Consider the following 26,261-nt stretch of genomic DNA (forward strand, 5'->3'; position numbering starts at 1 on the left):
ATCATATTTACACAATAAAATAAAAATAGAACAAAGGCAAGCACCTCTATCCTATTTCATCTTCACTTTATTCTACCAAAAAAAATCTTTCACTAATTGAACGACTCTCTGATTTTCAACTAACTCACTGTGACTGGTATTTTCTCCTTTAATCAATATTTCTTGATACTCGGCTACCTGATCCTGAAAAATATACCTTCCTGAAAAAACGCTTTGTACAGGAACGGTATTGTCAGATGCAGTATCATTAACTTCTCCAGCAATATTTAACATCTTGATCGTATCAGGGATGTTTTCTAAATTCGTTAAATAGCCTTTTAGCAGATCACTAGTTTCTTTTAGTTGTGTAAAGGAGGTCACAGCGTCATTATATTTTTTTAACGTATCATTATATGGTGTCCCAAGTGTTATCAGTTTGGCTAATTTAGGATCGTCAGATTGCTGAAATTCTTCCAGATAAGAAGTGATCACTAATCCGCCATTGGAATGTCCCAGATAATTGTATGTTTCAAATGAATACTTTTCTTGTATATAACGCAATGCTAATTGATACCATTTACCTTGAACAGATAATGTTTTGTTACTACTGTCTTCAAAAGCAATCACTATCATAGGGTGTTTTGTTGAACTCGTTAGTTTCCCCTTAGATGAAACAGTTCCATCCGTTGCCACAGTAACTTTTAGCACATCCGCTTTTAGATCTAATGTTTTGATTAAGCCATTGAATCGATTTACGGTTCCATTAGTCCCTGGAACAAAAATCGTTGGGATTTGAATTGCCACAGGTTCACTCGTTGGCGTAAATTTTTCGGCAAATGCAGTTATGCCTTTTTGAAGTAAAAGAAAGAGCATTAGAACAACACCTACAATCAAAAGTATTTTTGGAACCTTTCTTTTTATGTTTTTAGTATTATTCATGACGTTTCCCTCCTCTTATAGAGAAAGTGTACGCCTTGAAACTTAAACGAAGGTTAAACACAATCGAAAGAAGGAAACTAAGCTTAAGAGATTAAAAATGATTCATCCATATTCTTGTCTTTGCCAAAATGCTTACCATGAACATCAATCACTGCATGCCATTCTTTACATAAATCATGAGGGATTTCTTCGGTCAAATGAATAAAGTCTTTCCGCATTTCTTCATAAGTCTTATATGGACCAAACCCTAAACGATTAAACAAACGAATGGCATATTGATCTGCAATAAAAACATTTCGTTCAAAGATATAAAGGAGCATTGCATCCGCCGTTTCAGAACCAACACCTTTGATCGTCAATAGCTCTTTTCTAAGCGCCTCAGTGGAGTAAGTACGAAACTTCTCAAAATCACTACCATGAGAAATAAACCAACTGATTAATGCTTTGATATAGTTACTTTTTTGAGTGAAGAATCCTGCTGGACGAATCAATTCTTGCAGTATTTCTAATTCGATTTCATGGAGACTTTCCACAGTTAAATAAGGTTCCAAATTATTCAATGCTTTATGAGCATTTTTTTCAGTCGTCTGCTGGATCAAAATCATTGAGACCCAATCAGAAATACGATTGGTATCTTCCCACCAATACTGGAAACCGTAATGCGCAACTAAATTATTTAACACTTGGCGCTTCTCTTTATCTGATTTCATCTTTATCTACTCCTTTATTATCACATAAAAAAACTTAGGTCAAAATACTTAAATCCTGACCCAAGCCGTATAATTGTTATTCACTTATTTCTCTTTCTTTTGTGATCATGATCACGCCATCACCTAATGGCAATAAAGTTGAGGTCAAATCTGGGTGGGTCATGACTGTATCCAAAAATTGATTCAACTTTCTGTGGATCGTTCTTTGACTACGCGGAATGTCTTCGATCGGATCTAAAATTGTGCCTGATTGGAACACATCATCCACCATCAACACGCCACCAACGCGTAATAAACGTAAGCATTCAGGTAAAAATTCGATGTATTTTGATTTCGCACTATCCATAAAAATAAAGTCATAGGGACCCGTTAATGTGGGTAAAACTTCTGCTGCTTGTCCTTCTAATAAAGTCACTTTATCTGTTAACCCTAAGCGTTCATAGGTTACTTTCGCTTTTCTGATCATCACATCAAATCGATCAATTGTAGTGACATGTCCGTCTTCTCCAACATATTGGGCCATCAAGCTAGAGGAAAAACCGATTGCTGTACCAATTTCTAGAATATTTTTAGGTTTGATTTGATCTAAAAAAAATTGTAGAAACACTACTGTTTCATGAGGAATGATCGGCACTCCAGCAACGTGTGCTTCTTCTTCAATCACGCCAAGTTCTCCTTGGATTTTTTTTTGTTTATTTCGCATAAAATCAACAAGTTCTTGTTTCACAACTGGTCGATGCATCATTTCGTTTCGCATATTATCGCTCCTTTTCGCTTCTTTATTATACGAAGAGAAGGATATGATGTCAAAAAATAATTTTAATTTTTACTTACTAAATTTTTCTATTTTTTGTTGATTTTTTTAGTGATTCGTTCGTTCATTTTTCTTTTTAGTTCGTTGATTCGTGTTTTCGCTTGCATTTCATGTAGTGTATTTTCTGCGAAAGAGCCCACATCTTCACCAACCAATTGTAAGACTGGTATATTATTTGTGGCACCTTCTTCAAAAAAATCTAGTAGTTCCAACATTGGTGGCAGCATATCCATACCATCGCCTGCAGTAAATTCCCATAAAAACTTTTGAACTTCTTTGTACACGATTTGATAGTCAGAAGGAAGTTCCTTCAAGCGCGCCATTTGTTTATTGTATTCTACCTTGTCTGCATGAACCTGTTTAAAATAATTGATGACATTTTTATTTTTCATCATCTTTTCCCTCCTTTAATTTTTCGATCTGGCCTGAAATAAATGTCCAGCGTTGCCAAAATAGGTCGAGTTCTTTTTCTCCTGCTTCATTTAGGGAATAAAATTTACGCATTGGTCCAACAGTTGATTTCTTCTTTGTAACAGTGACTAAGTTCTTTTTTTCTAAACGTAAAAGAATAGTATAAACCGTTCCTTCAACGATATCTTCAAATCCATGTTCTTGTAAATTATTGGTTATTTCATAACCATATGTTTCATGTCGCTTGATAATTTCCAGAATAACTCCTTCTAGAACGCCCTTAAGCATTTCTGTGGTCCCGTTCATAATACTTCATCACCTATTCTTTCATATGATACTTGAGGTTCATATTATTTTCCCTCACTACTCAGTAATATTAGGTACAGGTATATAGTATAGCTTAGTAGTTAACTTGTCAACTACTTTGTTTTGCTAAGTAGTCTGCAATGGAATTAAAAGAACCTGTATTAAAACTATTTTCTAGTTTTAATACAGGTTCTTTGTTTTCTACTTTAATAAAGTAAACCGACCAAATCTTCTTTTTCAATATTACCGAAATACTTTTTAATATCGATTTGATCAACCGCTGCTTCAATTGCTGATTTTTCATATTTTGTGCCAGTCAAAATTTCTTCTACATCTTTGATTTCACCTAGACCAAAGAAATCGCCAAAGATTTTGATCTCTTTGATTTCTCCATCTTCTACATTCATTTGTGCATCGATGGATCCAATTGGAAAGCGTTGATGACGTTCTAAGTTAAAGGCTGGCGATTTACCATAATTCCAATCCCAATTACGATAGTATTCGTCAGAAATTTTATTGATTTTTTCCCAGTCTTCATCCGTTAGTTCGTATGTTTTTACTTGATCAACAGAGTCTACACCAAAGATCTTCAATAAAATATCTTCACGGAATTCTTCTGTCGTCATACCTTGTTTATCTGCCGGTAAGAATGGTTTGATATTGGTTACTCGTGAACGAACAGATTTGATTCCTTTTGATTCGATTTTATCTTTGCGAACTTTTAATGTGTTCACTACTTCATCAATGTCGCTATCAAACATCAACGTGCCATGAGCAAACATTCTTCCAGCAGTAGCATACATCGCATTCCCAGAAAATTTCATTCCATCAATGACTAAATCGTTTCGGCCTTTTAATTCGGCACCAGAAACCCCTAGCTCATGCAAAGCTTGAATGATTGGTTGTGTCACTTTTGCAAAATCACGGAAAGAATTACCATCATCAGGCATAATAAAGCTAAAATTCAAATTTCCATGATCGTGATAAACAGCACCACCGCCACTTAAACGACGAACGACATGAATGCCATGTTCATCTACATATTCTTTGTTGATTTCTTCGATTGTATTTTGATTACGACCAATAATAATTGAGGGGTCATTGATATAAAATAATAGAATGGGCTCATCTAGAGGTTTTTCTTTTAATAAATACGTCTCGATCGCTAAGTTGACTCTTGGGTCATTATTTTCATTTGGTACAAAAATCACAGTTCACCACTCCTTAAATTTCGATAACTAAATTTTTCTCTGCTAAACTAACGGATACTTGGTCGCCAGCGGCTTTTTTGGCTTGTCTCTTCAGTTCTTCTAGTGAGCCATGTTGTGGTAAATGGGTCAGAATCAGATTTTTAACTTGCGCTGCTTTTGCGATTTCCCCTGATTCTTTAGATGTAAAATGAGCATGGTGCTGCTCGTTTCCTTCAAATAGATACGTATCTGCTAAAAAGACATCAGCATCTTTCGCAAAATCGACAAAACTTTCCAAGTAGCCAGAATCACCGGTGAAAACAAATACTTTGCCTGTTTTTTCTTCTACAAAACGCATCGCATAACAGGGTACAGGATGGATCGTTTTCATAAATGTTACAAGAAAAGGACCTAGCTTTAATTCTTCTGCTTCAAAATAAGGAACGGCTACTGACACCCCAGGCATATTCAATGCTTCAAAGTGTACAGCATCGTCTGTATGACCATAAATCGGCAAAATAGGTGTTGGTTCCATCACTGGATATAATTGGCGATAATACTGTAGCACACCAAGATCTGCGATATGATCATAATGGTAATGAGACAAAATCACGGCATCTAATGTTAATGGATCAAGATGCTCTTCTAAATTGACTAAGGTTGTACTTCCAGCATCTAGTAACAACTTAAAACCATCTGATTCTAGTAGATAAGAACTGGTTCCTTCTCCTTTATAAGGATAAGCACCTAAACAGCCTAAAACGGTTATTTTCAACTTCATCGACCTCCTTGATTCGTTTTCACTTAATGGTAACATAAAAATGGAAATCATTGATAGAAACAGGCATGATTGTACAAAAAAAACTAAAAAATAACTATTTTAAGTTATCTTTTAGTTTTTTATTGCCTCTAAAGATAGTTTAATTAAAGAGTTAGGTCAGCTATGCTTTTGTTTTCTTTTATTAACAAAGTATAGAACGCCACTTAATAATATAATTCCTGTCCCCATCATCATTAATGATTGTTTATTAGTCTCACCAGCTAAAGGCAATTGTTTATTAGTATTAGTCGGCTTTTGGTTATTTTGGATTGTTTTATTCTGGCTGTATACATACGTTACTGTCTGATTTTGTTTTTCAAATGTACCTTTTGAATTTTTTGGTAATTTACTTTCATTTAGTGTATAGCCGTTTATCGTAAGCTTATATTTTGCTGTTGAAACATCATATTGGGTGTCGATATTACCACTAACGACTATAGAATCATGGATTTTTTTACCATTCTCATCTACATAGTTAATCGTGATAGTTGCCATTTTCAAAGTGTTCTTTGTATAGACATATTCCACTGCTTGCGGTTTATCACTCAATACTCCTGACATATGTTCAGGTAACTTGCTTTCATCAAGTGTATAACCGTCTATTGCAAGCTTATACTCTGGACTTGTTGCATCGTACGGTTCTCCAATATTTCCACCGATTGTTTGAGCAGTATGGATTTCTTCGCCCATTACATCTACATAAGTGACTCTCACATTGGCGGCTTTTACTGGGTCTTTTTTGTACTTATACACTACTGTTTGGGCATCAGCACTGAATGTACCTGATGCATTGTCTGGTAGATTCGATTCGTCTAATGTATAGCCATCTATTATAAGCTTATACTCTGGACTTGTTGCATCGTATGGTTCTCCAATCTTTCCACCGATTGTTTGAGCAGTATGGATTTCTTCGCCCATTACATCTACATAAGCGACTCTCACATTGGCGGCTTTTACTGGGTCTTTTTTGTACTTATACACTACTGTTTGGGCATCAGCACTGAATGTACCTGATGCATTGTCTGGTAGATTCGATTCGTCTAATTTATAACCCTCTATTGCAAGCTTATACTCTGGACTTGTTGCATCGTATGGTTCTCCAATCTTTCCACCGATTGTTTGAGCAGTATGGATTTCTTCGCCCATTTCATCTACATAAGTGACTCTCACATCGGCGGCTTTTACTGGGTCTTTTTTGTACTTATACACTACTGTTTGGGCATCAGCACTGAATGTACCTGATGCATTGTCTGGTAGATTCGATTCGTCTAATTTATAACCCTCTATTGCAAGCTTATACTCTGGACTTGTTGCATCGTATGGTTCTCCAATCTTTCCACCGATTGTTTGAGCAGTATGGATTTCTTCGCCCATTTCATCTACATAAGTGACTCTCACATCGGCGGCTTTTACTGGGTCTTTTTTGTACTTATACACTACTGTTTGGGCATCAGCACTGAATGTACCTGATGCATTGTCTGGTAGATTCGATTCGTCTAATTTATAACCCTCTATTGTAAGCTTATACTCTGGACTTGTTGCATCGTATAACTCTCCAATATTTCCGCCAATCGTTATGGGCGTGTAAATTTCTTCGTCCTTTTCATCTACATAGATTACTGTAACGTCAGCGGCTATTCTCTTAGCAGGCTGCCAAACATACGTATCATTTTTTGGAGTAAGATCAAAATTACTCATCAATTCTCTGCTCGTCCAACTATCTGTACCCTTAGGATTATCGATCGTCCCTTCACCAACATTTTGCCATATTCCAGTATAGTTATCATCTGCAGTAATCATGGGTAATTCAGGATTAGTATTAGTGTCACTGCCTATAAATCTAAAATTTGAACTCAGCTTTAATTCTTTTAAGGCACTAGTATTTTGGAAAAATCGTGATGTTGCATAAGGATTTGAACGATCTAAATTAGTCATGTTAAATCCAGACAAGTCTAATGATTCTAATGAACTATCTTCCATGAAAACCCCTTGTGCTGAATTAATTGGAGCAAGTTTCCAATTTGATAAGTCTAATACTTTTAATTTTGGCAGCCTCGCAAATGCATAGGTTATTGCAGTCATATTTTGTGTGTTCCAAGTCGAAACCTCTAAATTTTCCAAGTTCACACATCCGTTAAATAATGAAAAAATATCTTGAACTTTAGATGTATCCCAACTGGTCAAGTCTAATGAGACCAGATTCGTACAGTCAGCAAAAACGCGTTGCATATTGATTGTATTTGACGTGTCTAGATAGGAAATATTTTCAATTTCAGTTACATTAGGTAGACTTTCAAATAAACGTTCCATAATGGTTGAAGCTACAACAGGTCCTTCAAATACAATCTTGTTTATAGAATTTCTATACGCGTACCAAGGACTTTGATGATAAGTTCCCACCATCGGAGTATCATCAAACTCACCTTGCTGAATATGAAGTACACCTGCATTATCTATAAACCAATCACTAGTTCCAAAGCGACCTGTTGCAATATCAGTAGTAGATATGTCTGGCATGAAAACTTCTCTTTCTTTACTATCATTTGAAACTGTAGATTCAGTCGTTTCCTGGCTATTAGACAATTCATTCGTCTCGATTGTCGCACTAGATTCTAAAGAATCTAAATCTTCTACTGTTTCTTTTAACTCATTAGTAATTGTATGATTAGAGTTATTGATTGTTTCAGCCCAAATAATATTAGGTTGGCAAATACTAAATAATAAAGTAAACAGTAATGTAATACTAATTTTCTTCAAAAAAATTCTCCTATCAGATTTTCATTTTGAATAATACTAATCGAAAAATTTCGTTATGTACAGTAAAAAAGCTCTCAAAAACACATTATTTTTATATATTTTCAAAAAAATATCTTTTTTTAACATTAAATATTCAATCATTTAAAAAAAGCTCTCTTTTGTTTATTTTTAATAAAAAACAAAAGAGAGTTCTTATTTATAATAACATGTCATATAAGGTTAAAAGTTTGACTCATTATCTACGACAAGCGGTGCACCTTTTTCTTCACGAGCTGTATCATAAAAACTTGCCACAGCAACATCATGGTAAGGAATTACCCATAATAAACCAATCCCGAAAACTAGTGCCCCTATAATAAACCAGCCAATAAATGAAATTTGAAGAAGCAAATATTGACCAAAACGGCCTTTCATCAAGAACAATGCATATTTCAGGGCATCTCCTACTGATAATTCAGGATCATCAAGTTTTACCCAAACTGCAAATTGGAAGACACCACTAACAAAAATACCCACTAGAATCATTAAAAATCCGAAGATCAGTAATAATAAAGCTAGAAAGATATCTCCCCCCATTTCAGATTGAAATTGTTCAACTGAAACAGTATTAAACATCAATCCAAAGTACATAGTCACTCCAGATGATAGAAGAATTGGCAGTAATACAATTAAATTTAACAGTAATTCAACAACGTATTGGATAAGATTAATCACTAACATCGGAATATAAAACTTACCTTGAAAAATAGTTGTTAACATTCCTGCTTGAACTCTTTTACCACGTAAAACTTGCAACGCACAATAATAAGTACCATAAGTAATAGCAAAAAAGAGAAAGTTATTTAGTAAAAAGGACATAAAATTACTTCCTGCACTATCTTGTGGTAAATTGGCAATACTACCGATCACTGAGCCTATGATAAAACGGATAAATACAGCTAGAAATGTAATCCAAGCCATCGTTCCCCATTGATTTTTTAATGATATTCGAGCTTGTTCTCGATGCATGCCATTCGTTATTTGACTTTTCATATTATTCATCTCCTCTTTGATTAATAACTGCGAAGCTTATCTACTGTTTCTTTGTCTAATCGCTTCACTACTTCCGTTACTAATTTAACCGTATTAAAATAATCATCTTCATGAATCATGGATGTGTGGGAATGCAAATAACGAACTGGAACTGTGATTGCGAGTGATGGAACACCATTTCGAGTTAAATGCATTCTCCCCGCATCTGTGCCCCCTCCTGTAATCACTGTGTATTGGAACGGGATGTTATTTTCTTCCGCCACTTGAATCACAAAATCACGTAACTTTTTATGCGGAATCATTGAAGCATCAAAAATTAAGATTTGTGGCCCTTTTCCAAGCTCAGAGTCAGCTTCTTTTGGTGTCATACCAGGAGTATCTCCTGCGGTTCCTGTATCTAATGCAAAAGCAATATCTGGATCAACTAAATGCGTACTTGTTTGTGCACCGCGCAAGCCAACTTCTTCTTGTACATCACTTCCGGCAAATAAAATATTAGGATGACCTTCTTCTGCTAAGTTTTCTAACACTCTTAAAGACACCGCTGTGCCAATACGATTATCCCAAGCTTTGGCTAACATAAACTTTGTATCATTCATTCGACGGTATTCAATATAAGGTGTGATCATATCTCCGGGTTTGATGCCCCACTCAGCCACTTGCTTGTCACTAGAAGCGCCAATGTCAATAAACATATCTGCAACATCATAAGGTTGTTTTCTGGCTTCTGCTGTTAAAACATGAGGCGGTTTTGAGCCAATCACACCATGAAACAGCTCACCTTTTCCTGTCTTGATCTGCACTTGTTGAGCCAACATTACTTGTCCCCACCAACCGCCAAGTGTTTGGAATTTAATAAACCCTTTTTCTGTAATTTGTGTCACCATAAAACCGACTTCATCTAAATGTCCTGAGAAAAAAACTTTTGGACCTTCTTTATCACCAACACGCTTAGCAATAATACTACCTAAACCATCATACATGATTTTATCTGCAAAAGGCTCTGCATATTTTTTGAATACTTCTCTGACTTCCCCTTCATTTCCAGGTACTCCTTTAGCATTTGTTAAGTCTATTAATAAACGTTCTTCTTTTTGATCCAAAATATTCCCTCCTAAATTTAAAAACGTAGCGGACTCATTCAGCTTTGATTGAAAATAAAAAAATAAAAATGACGCGCTGAAATATCATTATTTTTTTCAAAAAAGCTAAACTTTGAGGCTACTTATTCATTATTAATCGTATTATATCACTTCTTAACATTCTTGAAAAATTAACTATATATATAAAAACGACTAGGATATGACTCTGCGAGTCATATCCCAGTCATGTAGAATCCGGATAAGTTGAAAAGCACAGTGATGTAATGAACTGATGTTCACAATACCTACTTAGTTCTCGGAATTAAACTCTTCTGTCCTTAGATAAAAAAATTATCTTTTATCTATTTGTTTTTTTCTATAGTTATACATAATGTAGTAAGCTAATAGGCTAATAATCAAGCTATTTCCTAATACATTACACCAGTAGTCTACCTGTTCATTTGTCCTTGGTAATTTCTTCTCAGCAACTGAGGTTGTTTTTGGTAGTTGATTGTTTTTAGTCTGCACTACAGTTTTTTCTGTAGGTACATCCGGATCAATGATCGGTGGTACTGATACTTTTTCATATACATAAACAATTTTTTGTGGTGCCTCTGTAAACATAACTTCGTCAGTTCCGACTAATTGCCCCACTCTATTTGTGAATTTAGCTATTGGTTGTTGGACTTCTTTAAATCGAAAACCTTTGATTTCTTTCGGTTGAAATTTTTGTTTTGTACCAACTATCCCTTTGGCTATCCCATCATCCCCAATTTTGATTCCATTGGTATCTACATGGCTGATTAAAATTTCCCCTATTATGAGCAATTTGTTCACTTTAATCCCTTTGGCTGCAGTTTCTGATTCGATCAAATCCTTCGTCAATAGCAATGAAACTGGTTCTTGATCTAATACGTAACCGATTGGTGCCTCGATTTCTGTAAAAACATATTCACCCTCAGTCAGATCATCAACAGTGATTATCCCATGTTCATTTGAGTTAAAAACGTGAGCTTCTTTTTGATCCGGTATCCAATTTACCTCACCATTTTTATCTATCTGGTAATATTCATTTGTTCCCAGATTATTGCGAGATAAATTAAATTTAGCTCCTGGTAAATCTATTTTATTTTGATCCACTTTTTTCAATTCTAAAGTCCCTGTTGTGATGATCGGTTGGTTTTTAATGATTGTTACATAATCTGGAGCGTTTATGTCATCATCTGATTTTGTTGATAACAGTATGCCTTTTTGAGACTCATCAGATACTTTATAACCATCCGGTGCGGTGATTTCTTTAATCAAATACTCACCTTCAGCGACTGATTGGAATGTTGCGTTTCCATCCTGATCAGACGTCACCTTTAATCCTAGTGATTGGCTACTTTTGTTGTCAAACAGTTCAAACACAGCTCCTTTTAGTGGTTCTTGTGTAAGAGCATCAACTTTTTTCAATGGAATTTGCCCTACGCCTTTTCCTGAACCAGAACCACTTGTAACAGTATGATTTACTGTTGACCAATCTGTTTTGATCGCTTTATCATTTGAAAAAACAGCAGTATTAAGTACATTTGCTGATTTTGTTGTAACTGTTTGATACTCAACAGAAACACCTCGAGTTTCCTTTTTAAACGTAATTTTGAAATAATTCGTGTTAAAATTTTTGAGCAACGCACCTGCTGGACTCTGATCTGCATCGTATGTGAATGTAATTTCGTAGTCTTCACCTAGCTTAAGAACTTTATTCGTCACTAATTCCCTGACAACAAATGCATCATTTCCTATCACAAAATTAGTGTTTTCGGCTTTTGAGGAATCACTCAGTGTGAAACTATCCTCTAAAACTAAGTTTTTATAGGGCTTGTTTTCGGGCATGATATTCGTTTGAACATACCAGCTGGCAAGCTTATTATCTACTGTAGAAACTCTACCAGTTTTATAAGTATTTATTCCTAAAGCAACCAGTTGTTCCGCTTTAAGGTCATGTTTGTAGCCTTGTTCATCACTGATTTTAGCTGTATTCGTAAAATTAGTGTAGTAATCAGAAACAGGTGCTGTGCTTGGTGCTGTTTTATATCTGATTGCTACTTTTTTATTTCCAATCGAAGAAAATTCTAGATGAATATGGTTGTCTTTGATTTCCATAACGGTTGGATAGCGGGCATCTCCAGGTTGGATTTTTTCACCTGTCATAACGACTTCCTTGCCGTCTTGATTGATAATTTTATCTAGTTCAAGAATCTCAATTGAGTCTTTATCTAATTTTTGAATTGACTCAATGTCATCATCTAAAATTAGATTTTTGTATTTATGACGTTCTTCATTGATTCCTATCGTCCAAGTAAATACTCCAGCGGTGCTTGCATAAACTACGTTTTTCTTGCCGCCTTCAACTAAAAAGTTTGGAATATTAAAGGTTGCCGAAGCTTCCATCGGAATAGAGCCATTTCCTGCAAGAGAGACTTTATTACTTAGTTCGTCTCCTACTTTAACGTCTGTATTGTCAAATTTGCTTGTATACGTTAAAACATATTTATTGGTTGTAACGTCTCTATGCCCACCTAACATATCCACTGTAAAACCCGAACTTGTTTTACTGATCGTATAATCTAGTCCAGCAACTAATGGATGTTTGGTTTTGTCATCACCTTTTGCATAATAGTAAAAATCAGCAGATCCGTCCACTAATTCTTTAACTCGCTCACCAAAGGTATCGATCATTTGATTAAACTGCATCCCCCAATGTTTACTATTGACAATAATGGACCAGTCCACTGTACCCTCTGTCAAATCTAGAGAATCTTCTTCCAATATTTTAGAAATATTGGATGGCGCTAGGTTGATTTTTGCTTCATCACTTCCTAAAGTATCTGAAGCTTTATTTTCTATCATACGTGGACTAGGATTTTGAACTGCCGTCTCATAGACAAAGCGATAAGCCTGTGCTGTTGGGCTTTGATTATTGGTATAAGTATACTCCGTTGTGTATTGACCAAAACCACTTGTATCCCAATGACTTGTTGGAGCAAAACCGCCTTGACTGATTGAATTGGTGCCATAAACATATAAATAGTAAATTTTCAAATTGGAAAAAGTTAAATCATTCGCAACCTCATCCTTGAGAATATCTGTAAATTTTGTGTCCTGATTCAGCTCTGTGCTATCTAAATTGTAATCAATCGTCCAGACAATTGTGTTCGTTTTTACATTGTATTCACCTTTTTTGGTTATATGAGGGTTATGATTATACTGGAAGTAAACATAACTTGAAAGTGATGTTCCATAGACAGTCGCCTCAGTTATCAGATTGTAAAGCTCTTCATTAACGATCGAGTCTTCATTGATGACCGATTCATACGTAAGAATCACAGCTTTATTTGTTTCTTTCGTTAAGATAACTTCTAAATTAGCATTGTTTTGTTGAATTGTGTAATCTCTGCCGCCTAACAAAACAGGTTCTCCAATCAAATTTCCACCCATGGAAACATCTTGTGAGAAGACTTTCACATCCCTGATATTGAGATAGGCTGATGCATCTTCACTTTGATTTGAGCCTTTTTTATTGATTGTATTTTTGACTATTATTTTTTGATTTGGCTGTATTGTTTGTCGATTGATATTGGTTTTTATCTCAGTAGAAACAATATCTGTATTGAAGTTTTTATTTTTATTCAGGCTAACGCTTCCCTCACCGGAAAGTTTGAATAAAAACTCGTATTGTTTTTCTTGATTATTTGCTAATTGAAAAACAATTGTTTTAAGTAAATCACTATCATCGCTATATGGAATAAAACTTGTTTCTACATCAATTTGATATTTTCCATTGATTACTGTTTCAGTAAAAATGATCGTAAGTTTTCCAGTCATATCGATAGTCCAGCTTCCGACTGTCTCTAATCTTCCAGAAATGTTGTTTGAAATTGCAATATCTGCTGGTAATTGATATTCATAGGTTCCAGCCTGAATCGTTTGATTATCTGTTCCAACTTGTAATATTAAAGTTAATGGTGCTTGTCTTTGCGGACGATTTGTTGTGGTGTTGTACTCTATACCTTTAGGATCAGTCAGCGTAGCATTGGTTACTAAGTTCTCAGTTTGTTGTATATCTGCTTGATTCGATTTAAGCAAGGTTTCAGTAGAGAAACTTGTTTCTGGCTGCTTGGGCGTTTCTACGTTTGTAGCGTTTCCATTTGATTCTGTTGGCTTATCTGTTGTGTCATCTGTTGAAGACTCACTTATAATAGCGCTTTCCGAACTGTCTGAAGAATCCCCTTTGTTCAATGTCTCACTTGTTAGCTCATGAATAGACGTTTCTTCGGTTGTTAATGTTTCAGCAAAACTAAATACAGGAATCAAAGAGTTAGCAATCATTAATAGTATCGCCATTACTATCCAAAATTTCTGTTTTTTCATCAATATCCTCTTTTCTTTTTATTAAAAAATATATAACTATCATTATTTTAACATATAAAAAGTTTTTTTATAGTCTAATTCACAATATATTTTAATTTATATTAAATAAAAAAGAGCATGAAACAAAACTAAAGAACAGTTTTGTTTCACGCTCTAAATCCGAATAAATGGCGAGAAAAAAGCAACTCCTTCGGAAATAAGCTGAAATTCACAAAAATTTGAAAAGCAATTTTCGTGAATTCCCACTTATTTCTCGGAGCTAAACGCTTTTGTCTCGGCCTATTTTTCGTTTTATCTACTTATTTATTTCATTTGGCTCTTTCTGCTGCCATTCTTTTGAATAAAATGACTCATCAAGTTTATAATTTGGGGCTTTGCCTGAATCACTTTCAAGAAATGGCTTAATCTTTTGATCTGCAGCCAACCAACCGCGCCAGCCTAAGTGAATCGTATCGGCCATAAAGTATTGTGTACCACTTTCTTTAGTAAAATCTGCAATATTATTAAAGCCTTGGGTCGTTAATTGATACTTGACCTTCTTTGCAAAGTCTTGCAACATCTCTTGAGAAAGTCCTGTGAAATCCGACCAATGCTTATTCACTGGTGGAATAATAAATAATACTTCCGCATTATCTTGAGCCAATTGGCTTAGGACTAGCTGTAAATCAGAAAACTCAGGAGAATAACGATAATCTAAATCTGTTTGAGAATTTTCTAAACGATTCAATTTCTTCTTTAGTCGTTTAGTATAAAATGAATTAGAGATCTCAAACGAGTTGTTGCTCGTTTCTTTTTGACCTATTTCTGCGGCTAATTGATCTAACTCATTTGCATTATATGCGTTAGGCAGTGGTTTCTTAGCCTTTTTAATTTCTTTGTCTTTGCTTACCATTCCGATTTTGCCAAATAATTCATCTTCACGAGAAAACATATTGATCATCCAATCGATATATTGCTTATTGGAAGAACTTGGTAATTTTCCTGAAATGATCTCTTTCAAAGCACTATCTAAACGTTTGTCTTCTTTTACTTTTGGAAAGTCCATTAAACGTGTTGCCAGATAAATATCATCAGCTGTCACTTGTTTTAAATCACTGACCCATTGATAGGTTTGCAGCTCAGAATAATAAGCATTGAAGTAATCATTGGTTACTCCATTTTTCACAAACCACTGTGGTGAAAGAATGAAAACGACTTTTTTATGAGAAAGATTTTTCCCCATCGATTGCATCATCAAAGCCTGTGTTAAGGATTGTGTGCCTGGCGCTCCTAATAAGAACGGTCGGTAACTCCGATCATATTTGTCTGCTAAAACAGAGGGGTGAAATGGACTGATTCGGCTCAACTCCGAAGAGCCAAAAAATGGAATGTATTCCTTTGAACCAATTGCTTTATTTTTTATTGCATTGCCTCTAAGCACATTGGTCGCCATAGAAGTTGAAGCCTCCGCTAATACACGTTTGCTATCCAAATCTATTTTAAACGGTGCAAAGAAGAATCCAACTAGTAGCACCGCGGAAATCAGGATCGGTCCAAAGATTCCAAAGATTTTTTTCTTCATGCTCATTATTGTAATGCTTTCACTTGTTCGATAACTTTATTTGGTGTGTTCCATAAATCGCGGTCAAATTCTGAAACTGGTACTTGTACACCTAATTGTCCATCGATTTCAACTAATAGCTGAACGGTTGCTAGTGAATCCATCAAGCCTTCTTCAAATAAATCAACGTCTCTATTTTCTTTGACTTCATCTGTACCAGCAATTTCTTCTAAAATATCTAAAACTGTTTCTTCTATATTCATGTGTCGTTCTCCTCTGTCGTACAGCTTTTAACTGTAAATTATTTGTTTTTATTTAAAGAATAATGTATCTAAAAATCCTGAGAAAATCAAGAAGCTAAAGCAAACTGCATTAAAAGTTAAGAAAATCGCAAAAGCATGTGTGAATTTATTAGATGGTATTTGCTCCTTATGTTTTTTCTTGAAACGCAACCAAGCATCGGTTAAACAAATCAGCGCAGCATGGTAAAACCCATAAGCCAAATAATACCATGTTAATCCATGCCATACTCCCATCAATAAGAATAAAGCAAAATAACCTACATTTGAAGCAACGATCCTACTCTTGAAAACTTTTTTCTTTATCAAAGTAAACATTAAACGCATATAAACATAATCACGAAACCAAAATGATAGCGTCATATGCCAACGATTCCAAAATTCTTTGATATTCCAACTTAAGAAAGGCTTGTTAAAGTTAACTGGTGTATCATAGCCCATCAAATAGCTAGTTCCAACAGCAAATAAGCTATAACCAGCAAAATCAAAGAATAAATACATACTATAAATATACATATAAGCAACTAGTTCCCAAGAAAAACCACCTGTTTTAACAGCCATCTTAGCTACAACTGGCATCAGTACCTGACCAAAATAATAGCCAATAATAAATTTGTATAAGAATCCTAGGAAAAAATTATGAATTCCTTTTCCTAGAAAGTCGACATATTTTTCGGGTGCTGGCGGATTTTCTACATCTTTTTCAAAACGGCGATAACGATCGATCGGTCCCGATGAAATCGTTGGAAAGAATAACAGAAATTCAATATAACGGAAAATATTGTATTCTTTGATCGAACCATCACGCATTTCCATGATGATCTGCACAGATTTAAAGGTCAAATAAGAAATACCAAGAAATCCTAACAATGAAGCATGTCCAGAAACAAAAGGCATTACCTTAACCAAAACTAAGGGCAAAATTGCTAAAAATACAGCTAGATAAAAGACCATACTTTCATTTTTCTTTTGACGATAATGAAAGTAAAACCAAACCAAGATCGTCTGCCAGATGACATAACCAATCAATGCCGCGCCTTGCTTCCAGTCTTCACCGCCAAAGCTCATATACAAGAATAACAGTGTAACTAAAACCTGATACCAAGCCCAACGTTTGCCTTTGATCAATAAAGTCAGAATCATCGGTAAAAGCGCTATTAGCAAATAAACAAAATAAATCGGATTCGCGTAAGGAATCATGTGAGGAAAGTCGATCACGTTGCATTCACCTCATTCATCAACCCTTTGCGGTCGATCTTTCCATTCGCTGTCAGTGGCAATTGTTCTACATAAATGAACTTTTGAGGAATCATATACTCCATCACTGACAAGCTTAACTCTTCTTTGATAGCCTTCGTTAATTTAAATTCTTTTTCAAAATCATGAGGATGAGCGACCACAAATGCTACTAGCTGCTGAACTTTATGATTTTGATATTTTGGAACTACGGCTGCCTGTTTTACATAAGAAACACTTGCTAAATGGTGATCGATATCTTCAAGTTCAATTCGATAGCCATGAAGTTTAACCTGGAAATCGATCCGTCCATCATAAATCAGCATACCATTTTTTAGTTTCCCAGCATCTCCCGTACGGTATGCTGCTTGACCTTTGTATTCAAAAAAAGCATCTGCTGTTTTTTCTGGATTATGCAGATAGCCTTTAGAAACGCTCGGACCTGCAATCACGATTTCACCAACGTCTCCAGCTGAGACTTCTTGATCACCATTCATGATATAAACATCCGTATCATTTTTAACACGGCCAATTGGCACACGACTATACTCATCTAGAATTTCTGGTGTAATCTCCACACCAGAAATAGCTACCGTAGCTTCTGTTGGACCATAGGTATTAAAAACATGTGCATTAGGAAAACGTTCCAATAATTTCTGAGCTGTTGCTTTAGGTAGTTCTTCTCCACAGAACAGAAAAATCTTCAAGCTATCAACATGTTCTCCATCAAATGTCGGTTCCATCAGACAAATATCCATAAATGACGGTGTTGAAACCCAAACTTCAATATCTAAAGTCGGCAATACAGTAAATAGTTGTTTAAAATCATTGATAACCTCTTTGCGCATTGGTGTTAAAGAACCACCAGAAGTCAAGGCAGGATAAACATCCATCACTGATAAATCAAAAGAATAAGGTGCCTGCGATAAAAAGCGCATCCCCTCTGTTATGCCAAAATCTGTCAATTCCCAATTAACAAAGCTTAAAAGATTTGTATGACTGATTTGAACCCCTTTAGGTACACCTGTCGTGCCCGAGGTAAAAATAATATAGTAGGTTTGTGATGCCTTAACTGGTTCAAGCGGCGTATCAACATTCCATGATGTAGCACAGATATCCTGAAGTTCCCCTAGCGAAACAATCTCAGCAGCTGTTTCGAGTTCTGGCCATTCCTTGATAGAAAATACCACTGCTGGATCAGCTACTTCTAAAATCATTTCAACTCTCTCTTTTGGTGTGTGTGCTTCAATAGGTATATATGCATGTCCGGCCTTTGATGCACCTAAAAAACAAGCCAGCATTTCAAATTCCAACTCTCCATAAACAACGAGCGGACGAGTCTTTTCTATGTTTTTATGCAAATAAGCAGCAATTGCATCGGAGTCTTTCTTCAGCTCTCCATAAGTATACGTTCGATTGGTTTCAATATAAACGGGACGGTTTGGTTCCTTCATCCCCCAACGGTCGATTGCTTCAATAATATTTAAAATCGTCATGAAGTATTCCCTCCCTAAAACTCATTATAAATAAATGAGCCGCCATCAATATTTTTATAATGATATAAATAAATCAACATTAGTAGTATCGCAAAATAAAAAACGGTTTTTCCAATGAATTTCCCCCAATATTGTACAGTGGGTTTATCAAAAAATTGTTTCATTTTATGCCTCCAAAATTACATATATTCACATTTTCGTACTGTTATTGTAATCAAAAGCAATAAAAAAAGAAACTTAATTCGTAAATTAAAGCCCCTTTTACACTAACAGTTTTGTCACTTCTGCATAAAAAGAAGGTGGGACAAAACATAAAACTGATTGTTCCACCCTATTTATAGTAAAAGAAATACAAAAAAATTTGTATTTTTAGTCAATTCTCCCATTCAAAGATGCCATAAAAGCCTTAAAAAAAATTTAAGCTATTTCTGATTTCTTCCATGGATAATCCGTGAATAAATCGCAGATGTCAAGAAGTAATACGCTAGGTAAATCAAAATCAATAGCCCACAAGAAAGATAAGCCAACCAGTAACCAGAACTTGAAATATATTTACTAAAAACATAGATTGCAAAGGTTGCATGTAAAACGCCTATGATCATTGGTGGGAAAAAGATAATACTATTTTGCTGATAGACTAGTTTTGTAATATCTTTTTTAGGAACACCGATTTTCTTTAATAAATCATAACTTTCCTTTTCTCGCTCTGCCTCAGAAAATTGCTGCAGCATCAAGATACTACCAGTGATGATCAAGGCTAAGATGCCTAAAAACATTGCCACATATATGAATAATCCCATCACTCTTCTCTGATATCTTAAATCTGAAAAACGACTAGTATAATTCAATTGCCAATATTCCTGCTCATCCTCTTCCGAAAATTGTTCACTTTTTTTCTCAGTTTGCCGGCTTGTTTTTGATATATAGCCTTCTACCTGATTGTTTTTCAACTCAAACTTATAGTAAACAGGTGTGTCCCATTTAGGTTTTACGCTTTCTGATAATTTATTTGCAAGTGCTTCTTCATCTTTTGTTTCAATATTAAACGCCCTCAGTTGATATACCATATCGGAATTTATCGCATTGAATTGCTCATCGGATACAATCACTGTTGGGAAACTGTATCTTAATAAATCTTGACCTAAGTAATCTGGTCTTACATCCGATACATGAAGATTTATTCCATTTGGTAAATTAAAGTTAGAATCATAACGAATAAATCCACTTAAAATATTTTGAATACTATCTAAAATGACAATATCTTGATTATTTTTCAATTCAATATTTTTTAAATAAGGGTTTATTTTTTGAAATTCTTGATAATTTGAGAGTGCCAATAAATTTATTAATCCCAGTGTATTTTGATCTTCTTCCTGTCCAATTTTAAGATGAAATTGGCTACCCGTCAACTTATAATTTAATGTGACTAGTGAATCAATTTTTGTATCCGGTTCCTTTTCAATTATTTGCGCTATTTTTTCAAAATCATTCTCAGCCACGATAAAGTCAGTCGGTGCTGTTGTGTTTACGGAATTCATCCCTATAGTATAAATAGAAGCCGCACCACCGATCATGCCTAAAGCAATGGCAATAAAAACAGTCACAGCAGATAATGTATTTCCGCCTCTTTTAATATGAAGTTTTGTATTTCCTAAAGCGAGCATATTTAAATTTCGATAGTAGTTGAATTTACTTTTCCCAAATAAAAATGCAATTAGGTACATTGTGTATTTAAAAAATAAATACGTTCCTACTATACAGATAAACATGATGACCAAAGGAGCAATCAAAAAACCAGAAAACCCCAATCTCGTATGCAGTAACAGTGTACCAAAATGAATAACATTATAGGATAAAAAATAGCCAGTACAGATAAGTATTACACCAAGGATACCTAAAAAAATCTTTGCGATAGATTGTTTGTTTGAATGGATCGTATTTTTTCCGACTGGTTTAAGCAAATTGGTTACTTGATAGCGGTAGATCAACCAACTGCTTCGAATAGAAACCATTACTAACATAAAAACAAACACTAAACTTGTTTGGATCATGGAAGGAACCGAAACAAAAAAGAGACTTTCTACTTGTAAAAACATCGCTTTTGCTAGAATCATCGAAAATAACTTAGAAAAAACAATCCCTAAGAGAATCCCAGTAACTAACGAAACTGCGCCTAAAATCAGCGTTTCTACAAAAAATAAAAAAGAAATCTGTCCTTTACGCATCCCAATTAAATGATATAAACCAATTTCTTTTCCCCTTTTTAATAAGAAGAAATGATTTGCCGCAAACATAAAGCCTAAAATCATGACTACAACCAGAATACCACCTAAGTTCATCGCACCATTGATATGAACCTCTTGTCCGACTCTGTTAGCCAGTGATCGATTATAAGTAATCGCACTAAAACAATAGTAAACAACCACGGCAAACGTCATACTGACAAAATAAACTAAATAATTAAGAAATTGTCCTTTGAAATTTTTCCAAGACAAATTAAAAATCATTGGCACGGCCACCTCCGCCAATCGTTGCCTGCATATCGATCACCCGATTAAAGAATTCTTTTCTTGAACCTTGACGAACAACTTCTGAAAAAATCACCCCATCTTTAATAAATAAGATGCGATTGCAATAACTTGCTGTATACGGATCATGAGTAACCATCATGATCGTTGCATCATCTTGTAAATTCATAGTTGTCATATATTGAAGTAACTCGGCAGCTGATTTTGAATCCAGTGATCCAGTAGGTTCATCTGCAAATATGATTTTAGGTTTGGTGATCAATGCTCGTGCTGCGGCCACACGTTGTTTTTGCCCAACAGAAATCATATTAGGGTAAGCAGTCAATAACTGATCGATTCCTAAAATGTTGGCAACATGAGTTAGACGTTGTTCCATTTCAACTAATGGCATTCGATCAACAGCCAACGGTAACAAGATATTATCTTTCACCGTCAACGTATCCATTAAATTAAAATTCTGAAAAATAAACCCTAACTTTTTACGACGAAAATCGCTAATTTGATGGTCCCGCATTTTCAAAATATCTTGACCATCGATTTGAACACTTCCAGTTGTTGGTAATGCGATTGTTGAAATAGTACTCAATAATGTTGATTTTCCTGCACCACTTGGACCCATGATTCCCACAAATTCACCTTGATCAACAGAAAAGGAAATATTATTTAAAACTTGTACTTTATTACTTCGATACCCATAAGATTTGCTTAAATGGTTCACTTCTAAAATTTTTTTCATCTATTTCTCTCCAGTTTAGTCATTGTCCTTATTCTACCAATATTTTGCACAACTGAACATCGTTTCCTCTTACAATTAAGTAATAATAAAAATTTTTTTAGTAATCATTTATTTTTCTAAGCAAGAATGTTGTGACAATTTCCACAAACCTTTCAGGGAGTTGTTTTCACTATATTTTCATTTCTCATAAACACTATATGTAGTTATTCAAAAGGAATAAAAATTAAATTTCACACTACATATAGTTGAAAGATTCAATAGATTGTTTTATGATAAGGAAGGAATAAATCTATGAGGAGATGGGTAGCAAATGATGGAAATAAAGCAAGCCAATAATGAAGTGAGTTCTACTGATTCAACCTTGAATACGATGAAAATCGTTAAAAGAGATGGACGTTTAGTTGATTTTGATGATCGAAAAATTTATGATGCTTTGATCAAAGCTGAACAAAAAATCCGAGGTTCTTTAGACCCGCTTGCTCATGAACGGATTCAAGAAATCGTAGAAAGAATTGATCAAGAAATTTCAGATCGTTTCGCTGAAGATGTAAAGATTTATGAGATTCAAAACATTGTCGAACATATTTTACTGGCAAAAAATGAATATGAACTAGCTGAAGAATATATCAACTACCGCACCCGTCGTGATTTTGAACGCAGTAAAGCGACTGACATCAATTTTACGATCAGTAAATTAATCAATAAGGATCAGTCAGTGGTAAACGAAAATGCGAATAAGGACAGTGATGTTTTCAACACTCAACGAGACTTAACTGCTGGAATCGTAGGTAAATCGATTGGCTTAAAAATGTTACCTCCCCATGTTGCAAATGCACACCAAAAAGGTGATATCCATTATCATGACTTAGATTATCATCCATATACACCGATGACTAACTGTTGTTTGATTGATTTTAAAGGAATGCTCAACGATGGTTTTAAAATTGGTAATGCTGAAGTTGAATCCCCTAAATCGATTCAAACGGCTACAGCCCAAATTTCTCAAATTATTGCAAATGTCGCTTCTAGTCAATACGGCGGCTGTTCAGCTGACCGCGTAGATGAATTATTAGCTCCATTTGCTGAACTAAATTATCAAAAACATTTAGCTGATGCAAAAGAATGGATCGATGGATCTGAACGTCAGAAGGAATATGCAAAAGCTAAAACTCAAAAAGATATTTACGATGCAATGCAAAGTTTAGAGTATGAAATCAATACATTATTTACATCTAACGGACAAACACCGTTTACTTCTTTAGGGTTTGGATTAGGACTAAGTTGGTTTGAAAGAGAAATTCAACGAGCAATCTTACAAATCAGAATCAATGGTTTAGGTAGTGAAAAGAGAACGGCAATTTTTCCTAAATTAATATTCACTTTGAAACGCGGGGTAAACTTAAATGAAACAGATCCAAACTACGATGTAAAACAACTAGCATTAGAGTGTGCCACGAAACGAATGTACCCTGATGTTTTAAATTACGATAAATTAGTCGATTTGACTGGCAGCTTTAAGGTCCCAATGGGATGTCGTTCTTTTTTACAAGGATGGAAAGATGAACAAGGCAAGGAAATCAATGTCGGCCGTATGAACTTGGGTGTTGTCACCTTGAATCTTCCTAGAATCGCAATAGAAGCTCATGGAGATGTGGATAAGTTCTGGACTCTTTTAGCCGAGCGTCTTGAAACGATGAAAGATGCTTTAGTCTATCGCGTTGAACGCTGCAAAGAAGCAACACCTGCAAATGCGCCGATTCTTTATATGTATGGTGCTTTTGGAAAACGATTATCTAAAAAAGAATCAGTCAATGAATTATTCAAAAATAAACGTGCTACTGTTTCACTCGGCTATATTGGGTTGTACGAAGTCGCTTCTGCTTTTTACGGTGGAGAATGGGAAACGAATCCTGAGGCAAAAGACTTTACCATTGCGATTTTAAAAGATTTAAAAGCTCATGCAGATAAATGGGGCGATACTTATGGTTATCACTTTAGCGTTTATTCTACACCAAGTGAGAGTTTAACTGATCGTTTCTGTCGTTTAGATACTGAAAAGTTTGGCGTGGTAGAGAATATCACCGATAAAGATTATTACACAAATAGTTTCCATTATGATGTTCGTAAAAATCCAACACCTTTTGAAAAATTAGATTTTGAGAAAGATTATCCACAATATTGTTCTGGCGGTTTTATCCACTATTGTGAATACCCAGTCCTACAACAAAATCCCAAAGCGTTAGAATCTGTTTGGGACTATGCTTATGATCGTGTTGGCTATCTCGGAACAAATACACCGATTGATCATTGCTATGAGTGTAACTTTGAAGGAGATTTCAATCCAACAGAACGCGGTTTTGAATGTCCACAGTGTGGCAACCACGATCCAAAATCATGTGATGTTGTCAAACGTACCTGTGGATATCTAGGCAATCCACAAGCTAGACCAATGGTTCACGGAAGGCACAAAGAAATATCTTCCCGTGTGAAACATATGAAATAAAAAGCGGATTGAACCGTTTAGATCTTGAACAAATTAGGAAAATGATGTAAAGATGCTTTTTATCTTTACAAGCGTTTTATCTATTTGTTGAAGGATCTGGTTCATGTAGCTAGATTCAATAAAAAGCGGGTTGAACCGTTTAGATCTTGAACAAATTAGGAAAATGATGTAAAGATGCTTTTTATCTTTACAAGCATTTTATCTATTTGTTGAAAGATCTGGTTCATGTAGCTAGATTCAATAAAAAGCGGATTGAACCGTTTAGATCTTGAACAAATTAGGAAAATGATGTAAAGATGCTTTTTATCTTTACAAGCATTTTATCTATTTGTTGAAAGATCTGGTTCATGTAGCTAGATTCAATAAAAAGCGGATTGAACCGTTTAGATCTTGAACAAATTAGGAAAATGATGTAAAGATGCTTTTTATCTTTACAAGCATTTTATCTATTTGTTGAAAGATCTGGTTCATGTAGCTAGATTCAATAAAAAGCGGATTGAACCGGTTAGATCTTGAACAAATTAGGAAAATGATGTAAAGATGCTTTTTATCTTTACAAGCATTTTATCTATTTGTTGAAAGATCTGGTTCATGTAGCTAGATTCGATAAAAAGTGGAATATGTTAATTCCAAAAAAACGGTATCCCCTGCAATTTTAGCAAGCATCGTTTTTATTTGAAAGGATGACTAAAAAATGAGAAATCCTAAACCGCAAGAATGGTTGGCTAAAGAACTTAGTCAAAACTATATTGCAGATTATAAATCATTTAACTTTGTGGATGGCGAAGGCGTGCGCAATAGTCTATATGTTAGTGGATGCCTTTTTGCTTGTGAAGGTTGTTTTAACCAAGCTGTGCAAAGTTTTCGCTATGGTAAACCGTTCACAAAAGAATTAGAAGATAAAATCATCGAAGATTTGTCTCACGATTATGTACAAGGGCTTACCTTATTGGGTGGAGAACCTTTTTTAAATACAGCTGTTTGCTTGACTGTTGTCGATCGAATACACAAAGAATTTGGATTAAATAAAGATATCTGGTCTTGGTCAGGATATACTTTTGAAGAACTGTTACTAGAATCTGAAGATAAACTTGAACTATTAAACAAAATTGATATCTTAGTAGATGGTCGTTTTGAATTAGCTAAGAAGAACTTAAACCTTCAATTCAGAGGCAGTAGTAACCAACGAATCATTGATGTCAAAAAATCATTAGCTACTGGAAAAGCTGTCATTTGGGATAAATGCCATGATGCTGAACAAACCTATGAACAAATAAAAAAAGGGAACTTAATTTAATCGATCACATCAATTCTTACCACTGCAGCTGTAGAATAATTTCTCATGGCTGTAGTGTTTTTTAGTTAAATCCACTACCTTATCGAATTATTGGCTCATCTTTTATATGTATATTACAATAAAAAAATAGAATAATTCGTTCTTGAATACACTCAAACAAAAAATAAGGAGGA

20 protein-coding genes are annotated in these 26,261 nt (G+C 34.8%); 2 read left to right on the top strand and 18 right to left on the bottom strand.

Features of this window, described 5'->3' with window-relative positions; all coding sequences use genetic code 11:
• Nucleotides 1-72: 72 nt before the first annotated feature.
• The 18 genes from I583_RS10250 to I583_RS10335 form a co-directional block, all read right to left on the bottom strand.
• Nucleotides 73-918: an alpha/beta hydrolase gene (locus I583_RS10250; protein ID WP_010760551.1), complete on the bottom strand. Its 846-nt coding sequence runs from the start codon at nt 916-918 to the stop codon at nt 73-75.
• Nucleotides 919-1,001: 83 nt separating this feature from the next.
• Nucleotides 1,002-1,628 (bottom strand): endonuclease III domain-containing protein, encoded by a 627-nt coding sequence (locus tag I583_RS10255; protein ID WP_010760550.1) that lies wholly within the window; start codon nt 1,626-1,628, stop codon nt 1,002-1,004.
• Nucleotides 1,629-1,704: 76 nt separating this feature from the next.
• Nucleotides 1,705-2,385 carry an O-methyltransferase gene (locus I583_RS10260; protein ID WP_010760549.1) on the bottom strand — a complete coding sequence of 227 codons (681 nt, stop codon included), beginning with the start codon at nt 2,383-2,385 and terminating at the stop codon, nt 1,705-1,707.
• 86 nt (nt 2,386-2,471) lie between these two features.
• Complete coding sequence (locus I583_RS10265) at nt 2,472-2,834, bottom strand: DUF1048 domain-containing protein (protein ID WP_010760548.1); 363 nt, start codon at nt 2,832-2,834, stop codon at nt 2,472-2,474.
• Nucleotides 2,824-3,159, bottom strand: coding sequence for a PadR family transcriptional regulator (locus I583_RS10270; RefSeq protein ID WP_010760547.1), 336 nt, complete (start codon nt 3,157-3,159; stop codon nt 2,824-2,826). The genes I583_RS10265 and I583_RS10270 overlap by 11 nt, the downstream gene beginning before the upstream one ends.
• 206 nt (nt 3,160-3,365) lie before the next feature.
• The gene (lplA, locus tag I583_RS10275; RefSeq protein WP_010760546.1) at nt 3,366-4,370 is read right to left on the bottom strand and encodes a lipoate--protein ligase; all 1,005 of its coding nucleotides are present in this window, start codon (nt 4,368-4,370) and stop codon (nt 3,366-3,368) included.
• 13 nt (nt 4,371-4,383) lie between these two features.
• Nucleotides 4,384-5,124 (bottom strand): MBL fold metallo-hydrolase, encoded by a 741-nt coding sequence (locus I583_RS10280; RefSeq protein WP_034683318.1) that lies wholly within the window; start codon nt 5,122-5,124, stop codon nt 4,384-4,386.
• A 162-nt stretch (nt 5,125-5,286) separates the two neighbouring features.
• A complete protein-coding gene (locus tag I583_RS10285) occupies nt 5,287-7,926 on the bottom strand; it encodes a MucBP domain-containing protein (RefSeq protein ID WP_016249901.1) in 2,640 nt (879 codons plus the stop codon).
• Between the two features lie 219 nt (nt 7,927-8,145).
• Complete coding sequence (locus I583_RS10290) at nt 8,146-8,958, bottom strand: DUF975 family protein (RefSeq protein ID WP_010760542.1); 813 nt, start codon at nt 8,956-8,958, stop codon at nt 8,146-8,148.
• Between the two features lie 20 nt (nt 8,959-8,978).
• A complete protein-coding gene (locus I583_RS10295) occupies nt 8,979-10,061 on the bottom strand; it encodes a M42 family metallopeptidase (protein ID WP_010760541.1) in 1,083 nt (360 codons plus the stop codon).
• Nucleotides 10,062-10,391: 330 nt separating this feature from the next.
• Nucleotides 10,392-14,453 (bottom strand): SpaA isopeptide-forming pilin-related protein, encoded by a 4,062-nt coding sequence (locus tag I583_RS10300; protein ID WP_010760540.1) that lies wholly within the window; start codon nt 14,451-14,453, stop codon nt 10,392-10,394.
• A 295-nt stretch (nt 14,454-14,748) separates the two neighbouring features.
• Nucleotides 14,749-16,020 (bottom strand): D-alanyl-lipoteichoic acid biosynthesis protein DltD, encoded by a 1,272-nt coding sequence (gene dltD / locus I583_RS10305; RefSeq protein WP_010760539.1) that lies wholly within the window; start codon nt 16,018-16,020, stop codon nt 14,749-14,751.
• Nucleotides 16,020-16,256, bottom strand: coding sequence for a D-alanine--poly(phosphoribitol) ligase subunit DltC (dltC, locus tag I583_RS10310; protein WP_010760538.1), 237 nt, complete (start codon nt 16,254-16,256; stop codon nt 16,020-16,022). Before dltC ends, dltD begins: the two co-directional genes overlap by 1 nt.
• A gap of 48 nt (nt 16,257-16,304) precedes the next feature.
• On the bottom strand, nt 16,305-17,510 hold the full coding sequence (dltB, locus tag I583_RS10315; protein ID WP_010760537.1) for a D-alanyl-lipoteichoic acid biosynthesis protein DltB: 1,206 nt from the start codon (nt 17,508-17,510) through the stop codon (nt 16,305-16,307).
• Complete coding sequence (dltA, locus tag I583_RS10320; RefSeq protein WP_010760536.1) at nt 17,507-19,024, bottom strand: D-alanine--poly(phosphoribitol) ligase subunit DltA; 1,518 nt, start codon at nt 19,022-19,024, stop codon at nt 17,507-17,509. The genes dltB and dltA overlap by 4 nt, the downstream gene beginning before the upstream one ends.
• A gap of 14 nt (nt 19,025-19,038) precedes the next feature.
• Nucleotides 19,039-19,188: a teichoic acid D-Ala incorporation-associated protein DltX gene (locus I583_RS10325; RefSeq protein WP_010760535.1), complete on the bottom strand. Its 150-nt coding sequence runs from the start codon at nt 19,186-19,188 to the stop codon at nt 19,039-19,041.
• Between the two features lie 258 nt (nt 19,189-19,446).
• Nucleotides 19,447-21,531, bottom strand: coding sequence for an ABC transporter permease (locus tag I583_RS10330; protein ID WP_010760534.1), 2,085 nt, complete (start codon nt 21,529-21,531; stop codon nt 19,447-19,449).
• Nucleotides 21,521-22,288 (bottom strand): ABC transporter ATP-binding protein, encoded by a 768-nt coding sequence (locus tag I583_RS10335; RefSeq protein WP_010760533.1) that lies wholly within the window; start codon nt 22,286-22,288, stop codon nt 21,521-21,523. Before I583_RS10335 ends, I583_RS10330 begins: the two co-directional genes overlap by 11 nt.
• A 310-nt stretch (nt 22,289-22,598) precedes the next feature.
• On the opposite strand from I583_RS10335, the gene nrdD reads away from it, so the two are divergent.
• Nucleotides 22,599-24,791, top strand: a complete 2,193-nt coding sequence (gene nrdD, locus I583_RS10340) for an anaerobic ribonucleoside-triphosphate reductase (protein WP_010760532.1) — start codon at nt 22,599-22,601, stop codon at nt 24,789-24,791.
• A 694-nt stretch (nt 24,792-25,485) separates the two neighbouring features.
• Nucleotides 25,486-26,088: an anaerobic ribonucleoside-triphosphate reductase activating protein gene (nrdG, locus tag I583_RS10345; protein ID WP_010760531.1), complete on the top strand. Its 603-nt coding sequence runs from the start codon at nt 25,486-25,488 to the stop codon at nt 26,086-26,088.
• Nucleotides 26,089-26,261 lie beyond the last annotated feature (173 nt).

Source organism: Enterococcus haemoperoxidus ATCC BAA-382 (assembly GCF_000407165.1).
Taxonomy (GTDB): domain Bacteria; phylum Bacillota; class Bacilli; order Lactobacillales; family Enterococcaceae; genus Enterococcus_L; species Enterococcus_L haemoperoxidus.

Bases quoted from the DNA above. Each gene is read 5' to 3' on its own strand.
- I583_RS10250 (WP_010760551.1), bottom strand. From the start codon at position 918: ATGAATAATACTAAAAACATAAAAAGAAAGGTTCCAAAAATACTTTTG.
- I583_RS10255 (WP_010760550.1), bottom strand. From the start codon at position 1,628: ATGAAATCAGATAAAGAGAAGCGCCAAGTGTTAAATAATTTAGTTGCG.
- I583_RS10260 (WP_010760549.1), bottom strand. From the start codon at position 2,385: ATGCGAAACGAAATGATGCATCGACCAGTTGTGAAACAAGAACTTGTT.
- I583_RS10265 (WP_010760548.1), bottom strand. From the start codon at position 2,834: ATGAAAAATAAAAATGTCATCAATTATTTTAAACAGGTTCATGCAGAC.
- I583_RS10270 (WP_010760547.1), bottom strand. From the start codon at position 3,159: ATGAACGGGACCACAGAAATGCTTAAGGGCGTTCTAGAAGGAGTTATT.
- I583_RS10290 (WP_010760542.1), bottom strand. From the start codon at position 8,958: ATGAAAAGTCAAATAACGAATGGCATGCATCGAGAACAAGCTCGAATA.
- I583_RS10300 (WP_010760540.1), bottom strand. From the start codon at position 14,453: ATGAAAAAACAGAAATTTTGGATAGTAATGGCGATACTATTAATGATT.
- dltD (WP_010760539.1), bottom strand. From the start codon at position 16,020: ATGAGCATGAAGAAAAAAATCTTTGGAATCTTTGGACCGATCCTGATT.
- dltC (WP_010760538.1), bottom strand. From the start codon at position 16,256: ATGAATATAGAAGAAACAGTTTTAGATATTTTAGAAGAAATTGCTGGT.
- dltA (WP_010760536.1), bottom strand. From the start codon at position 19,024: ATGACGATTTTAAATATTATTGAAGCAATCGACCGTTGGGGGATGAAG.
- I583_RS10325 (WP_010760535.1), bottom strand. From the start codon at position 19,188: ATGAAACAATTTTTTGATAAACCCACTGTACAATATTGGGGGAAATTC.
- I583_RS10330 (WP_010760534.1), bottom strand. From the start codon at position 21,531: ATGATTTTTAATTTGTCTTGGAAAAATTTCAAAGGACAATTTCTTAAT.
- I583_RS10335 (WP_010760533.1), bottom strand. From the start codon at position 22,288: ATGAAAAAAATTTTAGAAGTGAACCATTTAAGCAAATCTTATGGGTAT.
- nrdD (WP_010760532.1), top strand. From the start codon at position 22,599: ATGATGGAAATAAAGCAAGCCAATAATGAAGTGAGTTCTACTGATTCA.
- nrdG (WP_010760531.1), top strand. From the start codon at position 25,486: ATGAGAAATCCTAAACCGCAAGAATGGTTGGCTAAAGAACTTAGTCAA.